The following is a 14,556-nucleotide window of genomic DNA, read 5'->3' on the forward strand; positions in this document are numbered from 1 at the left end:
CACACGCCGACGTGAACGCGGCGATCAACATCTTGAGGGCAGGGCTTGCCCTTCGTGAGGCTGCGCAAGCGGCTTAGCGAGAAGCCGCTTCCTTCAGGGAGCGGAGGAGTCACGATGACGCGCAACCGATCAAGGGAGCGACGATGACACACCGCAGCGGGGATTTCAGCTGGCTGGAAGACACGGAACCCCTGGGCGACCTCTACTGCGTGTCCTTCGTCCGGGACATCTCGCCGGAGGAGGCGTTACGGCGATTCGGCGTGGACGAGAGCACGATGGAGGAGGTGACGTTCGAGGAGATGGACGAGCGCTCGGCAGAGAACGCCGAGGACGCGGCCGGTTACATCGGCGCTACGGAGATCGAGGGCTGGACGCTGGTCATCGAACCGGGAGGATGGCAGATCGCGGCGGACGACGACGTGAGGACCCGCGTCTCGCGGGGAGCCGAGGTGGTGTCGGTCTGCCGCCATGACTACGCCGTGGACACCTTCGTCCATGAGATCGACGGCGAGACGATCGTCTGCTTCGATCCGATGGCCCCGCAAGACCGGTCGGGCAGGGACCTCGACCGCTTCGCTGACGCGATGCGTGACGTGGGGCTGGACCCTGACCATGACTTCGAGGGCCCGGAGATCGAATCCCCGATCCCCCGTGCGTTCGCCCTGGCGAGCCGGATCACCGGCGTCCCGTTCACACGCGACCTGCTGGCCCTGCGGTTCCTCGGCGCGGAGCCGGCCGGGGAACCGTCAGACCACCTATGAAGAGCGGACCGACCCACTCCTCGCTGACCGTCCATATGACGATCCTGGGCCGGAGTACTGTACTGCTGATCTACACGTAGTGGCGATGCCAGGGCGGGGGCGGCGATGAGCGCCGAAGACAGGATCGAACGGGCCAAGACGCTCTATGAACGGGCGGTGTTCACCGGCGACGCCGGCGTGCTGACCGACGCCGAACGGGCCCTGGACGCGGTGGAGGCCGATGCCGCGTTGGCTCGTGGGCGGATCCTGCATGCGCGGTTTCTCAGCGAGCGCGCCGGCGCCGGCTCGTCACCCGTCGAGGACCCGGCCGAACTGCCGTTGTTCGAGCGCGCGATCGAGCTGTACCGGGCGCTGGGCGACACGCGCGGCGAGGCCGAGGCGCTGTTCTGGATCGGCTGCTTACATCAGGTCATCCGGCGTGACAACGAGACCGCGGTTCCGCAACTGGAGCGGTCCTGCCAGCTCGCCGCGCAGGCCGGCGACAAGCCGACCCAGGCCGAGGCCCTGCGGCACTTGGGCATCGCGGCACACATGGCCGGTCGGCTGGACGAAGCGCGCGAGCGGCTGGAGGAGTCGTCGCGGCTGCGCCGGGAGCTCGGGGCCCTGCCGGGCGTGGCCGCCAACATGGTCGGCCTGGCCTACATCGCCGCCGCCCAGGACCGCCGGGCGGACGCGCTCGCGACACTCGACGAGGCGCACGCCCTCGCCCAGGCGCATGGCGCCCATGCCATCGTGCGGCAAATCGAGCAGGCGAGAACGGAGATCTAGTACGACAGCCGCCGATTCCAGCTGGCCAGATTTCGGATTAGTCACCCGGAGCCTTCATCAGGGTCCCCCAGCTTGATCGATTACCTCATTACGCAGTGCCTCTGGCCAGGAGGCGATGAAGTCCACCATCGCCGGATCCCAAGGGCCGACGTTCTCCACGAACGAGACAGCCACGAGTTCGCGCAGGCGGACATCGGCAGATTTCATTGCTACCGCTAGGAATGTCAGGCACCGTCCGACCAGTTGTTCACGTCCCTGCTGGTGGGCGTGTAGAACGAACCTGGTGAGATCTCCGAAGAGGACGTGCGGCAGGACTTCGTGGTTGTCAATGACATGCTCACGCAGCACCGAGCGGAACTCGGGTATCTCGCTGACGAGACGATCAGCGATGTGCTCATATATCAGCACCCGGCAATCCAATCTCAGCTACCCATACGACCGGCGTCAGCGAGAGCATCCCGCAAAGCGGCGGCCTGGCTCGACGTGTGTTGAGCCAACAAGGCTGCGACATCGACCAGCTCCTTACGGGCATGGCGGTTCAGCGTGATGGCGTCGGCAACGATGGGCAGACTGACCTCGAGTGCCGTCTCCGCGTCCCCCACCTGGGCGTGAGCCTTGGCCAGACATGAGCCGTACCACGCGCGATCGCGCTTGTAGGCGGCGGGCAGGCGCGCCAATCCGGCCGTCAGCATGTCGATGGCTTTGGGCCAGTTCGACAGGTACAGCTCTGTCATCCCACGCTGGAGGCGGAACCAGGTCTCGTCGTAGAAGTACATCCACGCGGGCTCGTTGTCGGCGTGGTCGGCGGCTTGGCGGATGAGCGCCTCGGCCTCGTCCAGAAGCGTGCGGGCCGGACGAGCCTCTCCCGCGAGCGCGTACCCGCGCGCCGCCATCTGGGTGGCCATGCCGCGCACGCCGGGAGTCACCTGTCCGTCGTGCCAGCGCGCAGCTTGAGCCAGCCGGACGGTCCTGCGGGCGTTGCCGGCGCTCCATGCCTGGTGGGCCTTCATGCTGAGCGTGGTGGTGGCCATGTTGACGTCGCCGATCTCCAGCGCCCAGTCGTGGGCGCGGTCGTACCAGGCAAGGGAGGCGGCCTGGTCGTCGATGTCGAGAGACATCCACGCGACGAACTGAGCGTACTGCGCGGCCAGATCCACCACGGTGTCGGCGATGCTGCCTCGAGCGCTCTGCGCCAGTTCGACCACGATGCCGAGTTGCTGCCGAACGACGCCCAAGAGGGGACGTGAGCCGATGGTGTCTTCGACCTTCCGATGTTCGGCGAGGCAGGCAGCAAGCCAGTCCACAGTGCTCTGATCGACACGGCGAGGTTCTTGGATCGTACGGGTGACGCGCTCATAGAGATCCGCGTCAGGGGCGACGGTCTCCAGGGGCAAGGAGGGGACAGGTACGCTGGGCCGCTCGTCCAGGTCGAACAGGTCGGCCTCCGTGCTCTTCAGCGCGCGAGCGTACAGGAGACGGTAGCGCTCGCTGGGATAGTGATCGCCCCGCTCCCACCCTCGGATCATCCGCGTCAAATCCGCCACCGTGGGCAACGGACCCTCCGCCACCGCCTTGAGCCTCCTGGCCATGTCCGCGACGGTACCGACCTCAGTCTTACGCTCGGCCCGAAGCCGTACAGCCCACAGGGGCGGTGTTCCTGGGGTGCCCATCGTTCACCTCCGGATATTCGCGGATACGCCGTCTCCTCGGCTGTCTCCTATTGTCATCGTGCCCGGTGAACGCGGGGTCGCTTTCCTTTACGTGATGAATCCTTCACGAGTTACGACGCACACCGATCCAGCTGAGGACACCACGCAACGGCTCCACGCCCAACTCCTGCAGAAGGCTCTCGAAGAGCGAGACATCGCCGCAGACGTTCACGACGGCTACGGGCTCGCGCTGGTGTCGGTCTGGGTGGGGCTGATCGTGTGGTGCGACGGCTACCGGTTCTGGTGGCGCACCGGCTGGGACCCCGTTCGCAAGCGCGCCGTCTACGCCTGGCATCCAGCCATCGAACCTGGGCGCGCCGCCCGTCGCGTCGCCTTCCGGTATGCCGATCTACGTGCCAGCCACCCGCTCTCCCCGATGATCAGGGACCTGGCTTCCGGCGCCTCGCCAGCGGAAAACCTGCCATGACTACGGCTGAGAGGACCATCGGCAGTCGAGTCAAGATCGTGGACATGCTCCATAGCCCGGCCACGACGCGAGCCTTCGCATCCTGGCTTATAGGGCAATGCGGCACGGTAGTGAACATCCTGCGTAACGGCACTCTGGCACTTGTGAAGCTCGACGGTGAGCAAAATGAACTGCTCGGCGGAGTACGACGCTGGACCATCCACTGGGATGACCTGCTGGTGTCCATGGGGGACGCTGGGCGGGTGACCATCAAAGACGGCTACCGACTGGGTCCGTCTGGTCTCGTACGGGACGCCGTGCAGCATGCCGTACAGGATGGCAGCAGGACGAGCCTCTGTGGGGAGCCAACACATCCGCTGCCGATCTGTGGTTGGTCGATGCCGTTCTCACCCCAGGCGACTCGGGCATGCCCAGCCTGTGTCCGCTCGGTACTGCAGGCGTCGTAGGCGAGGCAGCGAGCACGTCGTTCTCCCTATGCCGTCGGGTGCGTAGGAAGAGGCGCCTATTCCTGGAGGCGACAACCGGTCAACACTGCCACAGGAAGCGGCCCTCCTGTTCGTCGGCGCTGAGGAAGCCGTAGCCCATCCCGCTGTCGCCGAACATCAAGGAGTCCAGCTCCCGGAGCTGGAAGAAGAACGTCCACGGACCACCGGCCGGATACTCCTCGTACTGCAACCACGTCGGAGCGCCCAGCACGCGCGACCCCCACCAACCAGGGTCCAGCTGCTCGACCTCTTCCAGATCGACGAACGTCTCGCCGACGAGGCGTGGGCCGCACGCGGCATCGGTCGTCTCCACAAAGGGCGGCACTCTGCCCGGCTGCACGATGAGCGCGTTCTCGCCACCCTCAGGCAGGAACGACTCCTCGGATTCGTCGTCCATGAAAAGGTAGGCCATCCGGGTCGACCTGCCAGGCAGCCGGAACTGCCCGATGAACCCCATCGGACGCTCGTGCCGGTAGCAGAGCGGCCATTGCGGTTTCTCGAGCCAGACAGGCTGACCGCCGAGCTTGGTCCAGAATTCGTCGATCGCCTCTTCGGCCTCAGAGAAGATCATCTCGTACGTGCAACCATCGCCGTCGATCACCGAGGCATCCTACGGCGAGGCCGGAACCGGCCATGCCCGCCGCCATCGGCTTCCAGACCGGCCCCGCCGCGTAGTGGGTCAGATGGCCGTCTGGTAGGCGCTGGCGCGCATGCCGGCCAGCAGTCCCGCCGTCTGCTCAGGCGTGAAGCGCCGCACCGGGTCGTGGTGGAGCAGGCCCTCGATCAGTGGCCGCATCACGCCGGCCCGCCGGGGCGACGGGTACGGGCCACTGCGCGCCATCCCGAGCACCGTCGCCGCGTCCTGCCCGGGGTAGGGCGGCTGGCCCTCGACGGCGCTGTAGAGGGTGGCGCCGAAGGACCACATGTCGGCCTCCTTGCTGGCCGGTCCCCCGTGCAGCCGCTCGGGCGCCATGAAGGCGGGTGTGCCCCGCAGCCGCCGGGACGTCGTCATCCGGATGTCGCCCTCGGCGGTCGCTATGCCGAAGTCGGTGAGCACCACCCGATCGCCGGTCAGCATGACGTTGGCGGGCTTCACGTCGCGGTGGAGCACCCCGGCCTTGTGCGCGGTGCGCAGCGCGGCGAGCAGGTGCTGGCCGATCGCGGCCACCGACTGCGCCGGTAATGTGCCCACCTGCGAGAGCAACTGGTGCAACGAGAGCCCGTCGAGGTACTCCATCACGATCCAGAGCTTGCCGCCCTCTTCGATCAGGTCGTGCACCGTGACGATGTTCGGGTGCGTCAGGCCGGCAGCCATCCTGGCCTCACGCAGCACCCGGCGGCGCACCATCTCGGCCTCACCGGCCAAGGTCAGCTCCTTCAGCGCCACCGTACGGTGGAGGAGCTGATCGAACGCACGCCAGACGACGCCCATACCCCCACGACCGGCCTCCTCGTTCAGGAGGTACCGTCCGCCGATCTCCCGCATACCATCCCCTCATGCTCGGGGATAATCATGTCACTTCAGCACCGGCCGTAGGGTGCCTAACGTGATCCGGATATGTCGGAAAGTGCGGGTGCGCTGGTCAACGGCCTAGAAATTCGATCAGACAATGCGCGCCACACCAGTCCGACACCCACCAAACATACTCCAGCGGCGCCCACGAGGACGGCGCCAAGCCCCGCGAACTCGGCCACCACGCCTCCCAGAGCCGCCCCGAGCGGCATCCCGGCCATGCCGACGAGGCGGTATGCCGAATTGACACGGCCCAGCAACTCGGCCGGGATCAGCCGCTGCCGGGTCGAGATCACCAGGACGTTGGCCGCCGCGCCCACCACGCCCCACAGGACGGCGGTCGGGTAGAGCGTCCACGGCGTCGGCACGACCACCGGCACGAGGAGCAGCAGGCTGCTGATCAGCCACGAGCCCACCAGCGTGCGGACCTCTCCGAAGATCGCCGCGGCCCGCCCGGACAGCAGGGACCCGAGCACCGCCCCGGCGGCGAAGGCGGTCATCATCAGGCCGTACCCGCGCGGCTCCAGCCCGATCCGCGACCCGTCGCCGACCGCCCAGAGCACGAAGACGGCGAAGTAGGCGGCGTTGGCGAGGTTGAGCATCCCGGCGGTGACGGCCAGGCTCCGCAGCACCCGGTGCGACCAGAGGTAGCGCTGCGCCTCGCCGATGTCCCGCCGCAGCGGCCTCCGCTCTCCGGCGTCCGCGGGCAGGCGGTACGTGCCCCGCATGACCAGCAGCAGCAGGCCCGCGGCACCGTACAGGAGGGCCGGGGCGCCGAAGAGCGCGGCGGGGAGGACCACCACGAGCAGGCCCGCGAGCGGGGCGCCGACGAAGTCGTTGCCGATCATCTGGGCGCTGGAGACACGGCCGTTCGCCCGGGTGAGGTGGTCCTGGGGCACGGTCATGGGCAGGATCGCCTGCGCCGAGGTGTCGGCGAAGACCTCGGCCACCCCGGCCACGAGCACGGCCGCCAGCAGCAGCCACAGGTCGAGCAGGCCCAGGAGCGCCAGCAGGCCCGCCAGGGCGAGGATCGCCGTGCGGGCGGCGTTGGCGAGGACCATGATCCGGCGGCGGTCAGACCGGTCGGCGATGGCCCCGGCGTGCAGCGCGAACAGCAACCACGGCGCCGTCGCGGCGGCCCCCACCAGCGACACCAGGGTGGGAGAGCGCGTCATGGAGACGGCCAGCAGCGGCGCGCCGACCTTCAGCACGCCGTCGGCCAGGTTCGACAGCGCGGTGGATGACCAGAGAAAACCGAACGAACGCCCCACCGCTGCACTCCGATAGTGTGTAAGAGAAAGTGTGCATAGATTCCTTTGCAAAGATAGGCTTGCACAGTCATGCAGAGCAAGAGCTTTTCCGCCCGGACGCTCGACGCCAACGCCCTGAAGTCCTTCGCCCACCCGCTCCGGCTGCGGATCTACGAGCTGCTGGACGAGCACGGGCCCGCCACGGCCACCGGACTCGCCGCGCTGCTGGGCCAGAACACCGGCGCGACCAGCTACCACCTCAGAGAGCTGGCCAGGCACGACATGATCGAGGTGGTGCCGGGGATGGGGCGCGGCAAGGAGAAGTACTGGCGCATCGCAGCCGGGGGTTTCTCCTACGGCGAGCCGGATCCCGGCGATCCCGAGACGGCGAGCGCGCTGGAGGCCGTGCTCGACGACCTGGTGCGGCAGCGCGGCGCGGAGCTGGCCCGGTGGCGCGAGGAGGAGGCGACGGCGCCCGAGGAGTGGGTGCGGGCGAGCGTCTTCGGGCGGCGGTCAGTGCGGCTCACGCCGGAGGAGACGCGCGCGCTGCAGGATGAGGTGTTCGAGGTGCTGGAGAGGTACCGGGCGCTGTCGGACCGCAGGGAGCGGGAGTCGTCCGCCCCCCGTGATCCGTCGATCGGGCACGTGGTCATCCACTTCGACGTGCTGCCGGTGGGAGCCGGCCGGGCCACCACGGGCCGGGAGGCGCCCTAGGAGATGAGCTTGAGCGCGAGCTCGGACAGCCCCTCCGGAGCCGTCTTGGGCGACCCCGCGTTGAACGGCGGCTGCGGATCGTACTCGATGACCAGCTGCACGGCCTGCGCCGTCGTCAGGTCAGCGGCCTGGGCCAGCAGGGTCAGCGCCATGTCGATCCCCGCCGACACCCCGGCCGCGGTCACGACGTTCCCCTGGGTGACGACGCGCTCGCTCACCGGCTCGGCCCCGTACTGCCGCAGCGCGTCCAGGATGGACCAGTGGCTGGTCGCCTTCAGCCCCTCCAGCAGCCCGGCGGCCGCCAGCACCAGGGAGCCGCTGCACACCGAGGTGGTCCACCGGGCGTGCTCGTGAGCCTGCCGGAGCCACCCCAGCAGGGCCTCGTCGGCCATGGCCGCCATCGTCCCCGGGCCGCCCGGGACGACGATCACGTCAGGGCGGGGCACGTCCTCGTACGAGGCGGTGGCGGTGAGCGTGAGCGTCCCCTGGTCGTCGGTCACGGGCCCGGCCTCGGCCGCGACGAACGTGACCGTCCAGCCGGGCGCGAAGGCCAGCACCGTGTACGGCCCGACCGCGTCGAGCGCGGTGAAACGCGGATAGAGCGGGATGGCCACATGCATGCCTACTTCTCCTTCGATCGGAACCGGCGACGGTGGTCGCCGGGTGAGATCCGCCAGTGGCGGCGGAAGACGCGGTAGAGGGTCTCCGGCGTGCCGAGCCCCGACTCCCTGGCCACCCTGTCCAGCGGATGGCCGGTGACCTCCAGGAGCCGCCTGGCGGCCTCGGCCCGGCTGCGCTCGACGTACCGGCCGGGTGACAGGCCCGTCTGCTCGGTGAAGACGCGGGAGAAGTGGCGCTCGCTCATCCCGGCCCGCGCGGCGAGGGCGGGCACGCTCAGGTCGGCGGCGGGGTTCGCGTCGATGTACGCCTGAAGCTCCCTCAGCGGCTCGCTGCGCGGTGTCAGCGCCCGCATCGGCGTGCTGAACTGGCTCTGCCCGCCCGGCCTGTGCAGGTACACCACGAGGCCCCGGGCGACGTCCCTGGCCAGCGCGTGGCCATGATCCCTGGCCACCAGCGCGAGCGCGAGGTCCACGCCGGACAGCACGCCCGCCGAGGTCCAGACGTTGCCGTCCTCGATGTAGAGCGGGTCGGCGTCCACCTCGACGCACGCGTAGCGGGCGTCGAGTTCGCCGGCGGCCAGCCAGTGCGTGGTGACCCGCCGGTGGTCCAGCAGCCCCGCCTCGGCCAGCAGGAACGCGCCGTTGCACACGGACGCGACCCGCCGGGCGCCGCCCGCCAGCCCGGCGATGCGCCCGACCAGCTCCCGGTCCGCCAGCCGCTCCGGTACGGAGAGCCCGCCCGCCACCAGCAGCGTGTCGATCGGCCCCGCGACGTCGGCGAGCGCCGAGGCCGTGACGGTGACGCCGTTCCCGGCGGGCACGGGGCCGCCGCCCACCGCCGCCACCTCGACCCGGTACCCGCCTGCGGACACCAGCAGGTCCGCGGTGGCGAACACATCGGCGGGACCGGCCATGTCGAGCAGTTGGAAGCCGGGGAAGACGACGATCAGGACTCGTCGCTGCATGCTTTCATGCTGGTCGCAGGCCCTATATGGCGTCAATGACACGAATATTGCACATTACGCCATGAGCGGCAGGCAGGGGTGGCTCCGGCCGTCAGGCGGCATGATGGGGGGCGGTCAAAGAAGATCGTCGAAAGGTGTCACGTGAAGAAGGTCCTGACCATCGCCGTCGCGAACTTACTCCTGATCGGCCTCGCCCCTGCCGCTCACGCGGAGTCCGCCCGCTCCGCGAGCGACGTCTACGCCGACTACGCCGACCTGTCCGCCCACGAGGTCGAGGGCAGGGACTACCGCCGCGTCCAGCGCGTCCCCCGCGGCGCGAAGGTGGCGCACATCGCCATCCACGGCGGCGCCATCGAGGCGCCGACGTCGCAGCTCGCCGACGAGGCCGCGGGCAGCAAGTACGCCTTCTACGCGTTCGAAGGCATCAAGGAGTCCGGCAACAGCGCCCTGCACATCACCGCCACGCACTTCGACGAGCCCAAGGCGCTCAACGTGGTGGCGGCGGTCGACTACACCGTCTCCTGGCACGCCGCGTCGGGCTCCGACGCCACCACCTACGTCGGCGGGCGGGACACGAGGTTGGTCAAGAAGGTGAAGGCCGAGCTGCGCGCCGCCGGATTCGCCGTCTCGACGTCCGTGCCCGAGGAGATCGGCGGCGACAGCCCCAGCAACATCGCGAACAAGAACCGCAGGGGCATGGGCGTGCAGCTGGAGATCAGCCGGGGGCAGCGGGAGCGGTTCTTCGACGGAGGGAAGCTGAGCCGCGCCTGGATCGAGGACCCGGCCAACCGCACGAAGGCCTTCTACAGGTACGTGGCGGCCGTCAACCGTGCGCTCGGCTGAAAACGCCATGAGCCCCCGGGGCAGGACCGGGGGCCCATGGCGCGAAATGGGCAGAAACATCAGCCCATGTGCGGGTAACGGTGGTCGGTCGGCGGCACGAACGTCTCCTTGATCGTGCGGGCGTTCACCCAGCGGATCAGGTTGAAGATCGAGCCGGCCTTGTCGTTGGTGCCGGAGGAGCGGGCGCCGCCGAACGGCTGCTGGCCCACCACCGCGCCCGTCGGCTTGTCGTTGACGTAGAAGTTGCCCGCCGCGAAGCGCAGCCGCTCGGACGCGGACGCGATGGCGTACCGGTCCTGGGCGATGATCGAGCCGGTCAGCGCGTACGGCGCGATGCCCTCCATCTGGTCGAGCACCGCGTCGAAGTCGCGGTCCTCGTAGACGTGCACGCCCAGGATGGGCCCGAAGTACTCCTTGACGAAGATCTCGTCGGTCGGGTCGGCGCACTCCAGGATGGTCGGCTTCACGAAATAGCCGACGCCGTCGTCGTACGAGCCGGTGAGGACGTCGATGTTCGCGGCCGCCCGCGCCCGGTCGATGGCCTCCTTGTGCTTGGCGAACGCCCGGGCGTCGATGACGGCGCCCATGAACGTCGACAGGTCGCCCGACACGTCGCCCACGCTCAGCGACTCGGCCACCGAGACGAAGTCGTCACGCATCCGGCTCCAGACCGAGCGCGGCACGTACGCCCGCGAGGCCGCCGAGCACTTCTGCCCCTGGTACTCGAACGCGCCCCTGATCAGCGCCGTCGAGAGCACGGCCGGGTCGGCGGACGGGTGGGCCAGCACGAAGTCCTTGCCGCCGGTCTCGCCGACGAGGCGCGGGTAGCCGTGGTAGGAGGCGATGTTCCGGCCGACGGTGCTCCACAGGTGCTGGAACGTCGCCGTGGAGCCGGTGAAGTGGATCCCGGCCAGGGCCGGGTGCCCGAGCGCCACCTCGGAGACGGCCTGGCCGTTGCCGGTGACCATGTTGATCACGCCGGGCGGCAGCCCGGCCGCCTCCAGCAGCCGCATCGTGAAGTGCGCGGCGAACTGCTGCGTGGGCGACGGCTTCCAGACAACGACATTCCCCATCAAAGCGGCAGAAGTCGGCAGGTTTCCGGCGATGGCGGTGAAGTTGAACGGCGTGATGGCCAGCACGAAGCCCTCGAGCGGCCGGTACTCCATCCGGTTCCACACGCCGGGCGACGAGATCGGCTGGTCGGCGTAGAGCTGGCGCGCGTACGCCACGTTGAACCGCAGGAAGTCGATCAGCTCGCAGGCCGAGTCGATCTCCGCCTGCTGCGCCGACTTCGACTGGCCCAGGACGGTCGCCGCGTTGAGCGTGGCCCGCCACGGCCCGGCCAGCAGGTCGGCGGCCTTCAGGAAGATCGCCGCCCGCTCGTCGAACGACAGCGCCCGCCAGGCGGGAGCCGCCCGCAGCGCGGCGTCGACGGCGTCCTGCACGTCCTGGGCCGTAGCGTCGTTGGTACGGCCCAGAACGGAGGCATGGTTGTGCGGCTGCACCACGTCGATGGGGGTGCCGCCGCCGAGGCGCTGTTCGCCGTCGATGGTCATGGTCAGGTCGAGCGACGACCCGGCCAGTTCCTTGATGCGGTCTTCCAGCGCGGACCGCTCGGCGCTGCCCGGCGCGTACCCGAAGACGCGCTCGTTGGCCGGAACGGGGACGTTGCTGATGGCATCCATTACTTACCCCCCAGGGCACGAAGGAAGAAGGCGACGTTGGCGGGCCGCTCGGCCAGGCGGCGCATGAAGTAGCCGTACCAGTCGTCGCCGTAGGGGACGTAGACGCGGACCGTGTGGCCGGCACCTGCCAGGGACTCCTGCAGGTCGGTCCGGATCCCGTAGAGCATCTGGAACTCGTGGTCGCCGATCGTCCGCCCGAACCGGTCGGCGAGCAGCTCCGTGATCGCGATCATGCGATCGTCGTGCGTCGCCACCATGGGGTACCCCTTCCCCGCCATGAGGATCCGCAGGCATCGCACGTACGCCTTGTCCACGGCGCTCCTGCCCTGGTGGGCCACGGCGGCGGGCTCGCGGTAGGCGCCCTTGACCAGGCGCACCCTGGAGCCCTCCGCGGCCAGGTCGCGGCAGTCGTCCTCGCTGCGGAACAGGTACGCCTGGATCGCCACGCCCGTCGACGGGTAGTCCTCGCGCAGCTTGCGCAGGATGGCCAGCGTCGAGTCGACGGTGGTGTGGTCCTCCATGTCGAGCGTGACGGTCGAGCCGTTCATCGCGGCGGCCGCGCAGATCTCGCGGGCGTGCTCCAGCGCCATCGCGTCGTCGAGCCGCTGCCCGACGGCCGACAGCTTCACCGACACCTCGCCCCGGGTCCCGAGATCGAGCGGCCCCAGGGCCTGGAGCAGCGTGAGGTAGGCGTCCGTGACGGCCTCGGCGGCACGCGCGTCGCGCGTCTCCTCGCCGAGGTGGTCGACGGTGACGGCCAGCTTCGCATCGCGCAGCCGCTCGATGGCGTCGCGCGCCTCGGCGACGCTTTCGCCCGCGACGAACCGGTCGACGACCTTCCTGGTGAGCGGGAAGCCCGACACGGCACGGCGTACGACGCCGCTCCCTGACGCGGCGAGGAGCACTTGACCCAGCATGCTCCAAGTCTAAAAACGCAGCTCAGAGGGGGCCATCGACGGGCGTAACGGCGCGTGTGGCAGGCTGTCATACAAATGCACAACACGGCAGACCTACAAGAGATCGTCGACGAGATCGCCGCCCGGCTGGGGGCGTCCGTGACGCTGGAGGACCGCTCGTTCCGGCTGCTGGCCTACGGGGCGCAGCACGGCGACATCGACACCGTCCGCCAGGAGTCGATCCTGCGCAGGCGCGCCACCGGCGAGGTACGCGACTATTTCGAGCGCTACGGCATCGCCAGGGCCACCGGCCCGGTCCGGATCCCCGCGGACGCCGAGCTGGGGGTCCTCGCCAGGGTCTGCTGGCCGCTGCGCCACGGCGACGTCACCTACGGCTACCTGTGGCTGCTCGACTCGGGCGCGCTCACGGCCCTCGACTCCGTCGCGCCGCTGGTGGCCAGGGCCGCCGCCGAGCTCGCCCAGGAGGCCAGGAGCAGGCAGGACCTCGGCCGTGGGCTGCTCGCCCTGTTCTCGGCCGACCCGGCGGAGCGCGCGAGCGCGTCCATCGAGGTGCCGGGGCCGGTGGCGGCGGTCGCCGTACGCGAGTCGGCCGAGCGTGTCGCCACGTTGTGGACGCTCCCGCGCGGCGTCCTGGCCCGTACCGGCTCGCCCGTCGCCCTGCTCACCCCGGCCCACCTCGCGGGCGAGGTCGCGCAGACCCTGCAGAGCGCGTACGGCACCGCCGCCGGGATCGGCGCTCCCCGGCCCGATCCGGCCGACGCCTGGCTGAGCTGGCGCGAGGCCCGCCACGCGCTGCGCGTCGCCGAGCACTTCCCCCGCTACTCCCCCATCGCCCGCTGGGAGGACCTGGGCGTGCACCGCCTGCTGGCCAGGCTCGCCCGGCAGGACCTGCGCGAGCTGGCGGCCGAGATCGCCGCCCTGGACGCCGAGCTGGCCGAGACGGTGGAGGTCTATCTCGACCACGGCGGCCACGCCCAGAAGGTGGCCGCCGAGCTGGGCATCCACCGCCAGACGCTCTACTACCGGCTGGGCAAGGCCGAGCGCCTCACGCACAGGGACCTGTCGGACGGCGACGACCGGCTGGCCGTCCACCTGGGCCTCAAGGCCGCCCGGCTGCTGTAGGGGCTGCGGTGAGGTCCGCTGTGAGGTCCGCTGTGGGGTCTGCTGTGGGGGCGCGGTAGACCTTGACCCAGTCCACGTACATCGACACGGTCTCCGGCGTGCCGGCGTCGCGGCAGCGCGGCTCGCACACGACGTCGTTCTGCAGCGCGAGGCCCATCGCACGGCCCCGCGGCACCTGCGCGCCCCGGTAGTCCCAGAGCCTCCGGCCGTCCAGCCAGAACGTCAGCCGCCCCGGCAGCCAGTCCATCGCCACCGTGTGCCACCTGGTGAAGTCGGCCCGCAGCTGCCGCTGCGCCCGGTCATGCCCGCCGTGCACGAAGATCCCGCCGCCCTGCCGCTCGGGATCCACGATCTCGGCGAAGTCCACCTCGGCGTAGTCGTCGCCGGCGCCCTGCTCGGTCGGCCACAGCAGCGCCACGGGCGTGTACCCGGCTCCCGCCTCGGCCCTGAACCTGACCTCCCACCTGCCGTACCGCTGGGCGAGCCGGGTGGCCACCCCGCCGGACAGGTCCTTGCCGCCGTACATGCCGCCCTTGAGGCGCAGCATGCCGTTCGCGACCGTCGCCGCCCTCCCGGTACGGGGGTTCCGCTGCGCCTGCGGGGAGTGGTAGATCATCCACTTGCCGGTGTCGATCGTGGCGCCGCCGAAGTTCTCGACGAGGACCGGGGCGCCCCAGCCCGGCGCCTGCGCCCGCGCGGGCTGGGGAAGCACGGCGACACCCAAGAGCGTCACCGTGACCAGGATCTGACTGCGTGTAGTCATGGGGTCAATGGAAG

General features: G+C 69.7%; 16 protein-coding genes. 6 read left to right on the forward strand and 10 right to left on the reverse strand.

Annotation, left to right across the window (positions count from 1 at the left end; translation table 11 throughout):
- Positions 1-143 precede the first annotated feature (143 nt).
- Entirely contained in the window at positions 144-761 is a 618-nt protein-coding gene (locus tag AB0H84_RS04285; protein WP_357597930.1) for a DUF6461 domain-containing protein, read from the forward strand.
- Between the two features lie 105 nt (positions 762-866).
- A complete protein-coding gene (locus AB0H84_RS04290) occupies positions 867-1,529 on the forward strand; it encodes a tetratricopeptide repeat protein (RefSeq protein WP_357597932.1) in 663 nt (220 codons plus the stop codon).
- A 57-nt stretch (positions 1,530-1,586) separates the two neighbouring features.
- Here AB0H84_RS04290 and AB0H84_RS04295 read toward each other — a convergent pair whose 3' ends face one another.
- Together AB0H84_RS04295 and AB0H84_RS04300 are read right to left on the reverse strand one after the other, a co-directional pair.
- Positions 1,587-1,937 carry a hypothetical protein gene (locus AB0H84_RS04295; RefSeq protein ID WP_357597935.1) on the reverse strand — a complete coding sequence of 117 codons (351 nt, stop codon included), beginning with the start codon at positions 1,935-1,937 and terminating at the stop codon, positions 1,587-1,589.
- A gap of 14 nt (positions 1,938-1,951) precedes the next feature.
- Positions 1,952-3,118 (reverse strand): XRE family transcriptional regulator, encoded by a 1,167-nt coding sequence (locus tag AB0H84_RS04300; protein ID WP_357597938.1) that lies wholly within the window; start codon positions 3,116-3,118, stop codon positions 1,952-1,954.
- 139 nt (positions 3,119-3,257) lie between these two features.
- Here AB0H84_RS04300 and AB0H84_RS04305 point away from each other — a divergent pair, with 139 nt between their 5' ends.
- The gene (locus AB0H84_RS04305; protein ID WP_357597941.1) at positions 3,258-3,665 is read left to right on the forward strand and encodes a hypothetical protein; all 408 of its coding nucleotides are present in this window, start codon (positions 3,258-3,260) and stop codon (positions 3,663-3,665) included.
- Positions 3,666-4,190: 525 nt separating this feature from the next.
- On the opposite strand, the gene AB0H84_RS04310 is transcribed toward AB0H84_RS04305, so the two are convergent.
- From AB0H84_RS04310 to AB0H84_RS04320, 3 genes are all read right to left on the reverse strand, one after another.
- A complete protein-coding gene (locus tag AB0H84_RS04310; RefSeq protein WP_357597943.1) occupies positions 4,191-4,751 on the reverse strand; it encodes a hypothetical protein in 561 nt (186 codons plus the stop codon).
- A gap of 78 nt (positions 4,752-4,829) precedes the next feature.
- Entirely contained in the window at positions 4,830-5,636 is an 807-nt protein-coding gene (locus AB0H84_RS04315) for a serine/threonine-protein kinase (protein ID WP_357597946.1), read from the reverse strand.
- A gap of 56 nt (positions 5,637-5,692) precedes the next feature.
- Entirely contained in the window at positions 5,693-6,934 is a 1,242-nt protein-coding gene (locus tag AB0H84_RS04320) for an MFS transporter (RefSeq protein WP_357597949.1), read from the reverse strand.
- A gap of 69 nt (positions 6,935-7,003) precedes the next feature.
- On the opposite strand from AB0H84_RS04320, the gene AB0H84_RS04325 reads away from it, so the two are divergent.
- Positions 7,004-7,627, forward strand: coding sequence for a helix-turn-helix domain-containing protein (locus tag AB0H84_RS04325; RefSeq protein ID WP_357597952.1), 624 nt, complete (start codon positions 7,004-7,006; stop codon positions 7,625-7,627).
- Here the strand turns inward: AB0H84_RS04325 and AB0H84_RS04330 are convergent.
- Both AB0H84_RS04330 and AB0H84_RS04335 read right to left on the reverse strand, forming a co-directional pair.
- Positions 7,624-8,247: a DJ-1/PfpI family protein gene (locus AB0H84_RS04330; protein ID WP_357597955.1), complete on the reverse strand. Its 624-nt coding sequence runs from the start codon at positions 8,245-8,247 to the stop codon at positions 7,624-7,626. The two genes, AB0H84_RS04325 and AB0H84_RS04330, sit on opposite strands and share 4 nt — an antisense overlap.
- Before the next feature lie 2 nt (positions 8,248-8,249).
- Positions 8,250-9,212: a GlxA family transcriptional regulator gene (locus tag AB0H84_RS04335; RefSeq protein WP_357597958.1), complete on the reverse strand. Its 963-nt coding sequence runs from the start codon at positions 9,210-9,212 to the stop codon at positions 8,250-8,252.
- A 141-nt stretch (positions 9,213-9,353) separates the two neighbouring features.
- On the opposite strand from AB0H84_RS04335, the gene AB0H84_RS04340 reads away from it, so the two are divergent.
- The gene (locus tag AB0H84_RS04340; RefSeq protein WP_357597960.1) at positions 9,354-10,055 is read left to right on the forward strand and encodes a poly-gamma-glutamate hydrolase family protein; all 702 of its coding nucleotides are present in this window, start codon (positions 9,354-9,356) and stop codon (positions 10,053-10,055) included.
- Between the two features lie 59 nt (positions 10,056-10,114).
- Here AB0H84_RS04340 and pruA read toward each other — a convergent pair whose 3' ends face one another.
- Both pruA and AB0H84_RS04350 read right to left on the reverse strand, forming a co-directional pair.
- A complete protein-coding gene (gene pruA / locus AB0H84_RS04345; protein WP_357597963.1) occupies positions 10,115-11,740 on the reverse strand; it encodes an L-glutamate gamma-semialdehyde dehydrogenase in 1,626 nt (541 codons plus the stop codon).
- On the reverse strand, positions 11,740-12,657 hold the full coding sequence (locus AB0H84_RS04350) for a proline dehydrogenase family protein (RefSeq protein ID WP_357597966.1): 918 nt from the start codon (positions 12,655-12,657) through the stop codon (positions 11,740-11,742). Before AB0H84_RS04350 ends, pruA begins: the two co-directional genes overlap by 1 nt.
- A gap of 75 nt (positions 12,658-12,732) precedes the next feature.
- Here AB0H84_RS04350 and AB0H84_RS04355 point away from each other — a divergent pair, with 75 nt between their 5' ends.
- The gene (locus AB0H84_RS04355) at positions 12,733-13,779 is read left to right on the forward strand and encodes a helix-turn-helix domain-containing protein (RefSeq protein ID WP_357597969.1); all 1,047 of its coding nucleotides are present in this window, start codon (positions 12,733-12,735) and stop codon (positions 13,777-13,779) included.
- Here the strand turns inward: AB0H84_RS04355 and AB0H84_RS04360 are convergent.
- Entirely contained in the window at positions 13,757-14,542 is a 786-nt protein-coding gene (locus tag AB0H84_RS04360) for a glycoside hydrolase family 16 protein (protein WP_357597971.1), read from the reverse strand. The genes AB0H84_RS04355 and AB0H84_RS04360 overlap by 23 nt on opposite strands.
- Positions 14,543-14,556: the final 14 nt, after the last annotated feature.

The sequence above is a fragment of the Nonomuraea sp. NPDC050786 genome, from assembly GCF_040654115.1.
Taxonomy (GTDB): Bacteria; Actinomycetota; Actinomycetes; order Streptosporangiales; family Streptosporangiaceae; genus Nonomuraea.

Bases quoted from the DNA above. Each gene is read 5' to 3' on its own strand.
- AB0H84_RS04285 (WP_357597930.1), top strand. From the start codon at position 144: ATGACACACCGCAGCGGGGATTTCAGCTGGCTGGAAGACACGGAACCC.
- AB0H84_RS04290 (WP_357597932.1), top strand. From the start codon at position 867: ATGAGCGCCGAAGACAGGATCGAACGGGCCAAGACGCTCTATGAACGG.
- AB0H84_RS04300 (WP_357597938.1), bottom strand. From the start codon at position 3,118: ATGGCCAGGAGGCTCAAGGCGGTGGCGGAGGGTCCGTTGCCCACGGTG.
- AB0H84_RS04315 (WP_357597946.1), bottom strand. From the start codon at position 5,636: ATGCGGGAGATCGGCGGACGGTACCTCCTGAACGAGGAGGCCGGTCGT.
- AB0H84_RS04325 (WP_357597952.1), top strand. From the start codon at position 7,004: ATGCAGAGCAAGAGCTTTTCCGCCCGGACGCTCGACGCCAACGCCCTG.
- AB0H84_RS04330 (WP_357597955.1), bottom strand. From the start codon at position 8,247: ATGCATGTGGCCATCCCGCTCTATCCGCGTTTCACCGCGCTCGACGCG.
- AB0H84_RS04335 (WP_357597958.1), bottom strand. From the start codon at position 9,212: ATGCAGCGACGAGTCCTGATCGTCGTCTTCCCCGGCTTCCAACTGCTC.
- pruA (WP_357597963.1), bottom strand. From the start codon at position 11,740: ATGGATGCCATCAGCAACGTCCCCGTTCCGGCCAACGAGCGCGTCTTC.
- AB0H84_RS04350 (WP_357597966.1), bottom strand. From the start codon at position 12,657: ATGCTGGGTCAAGTGCTCCTCGCCGCGTCAGGGAGCGGCGTCGTACGC.
- AB0H84_RS04355 (WP_357597969.1), top strand. From the start codon at position 12,733: ATGCACAACACGGCAGACCTACAAGAGATCGTCGACGAGATCGCCGCC.
- AB0H84_RS04360 (WP_357597971.1), bottom strand. From the start codon at position 14,542: ATGACTACACGCAGTCAGATCCTGGTCACGGTGACGCTCTTGGGTGTC.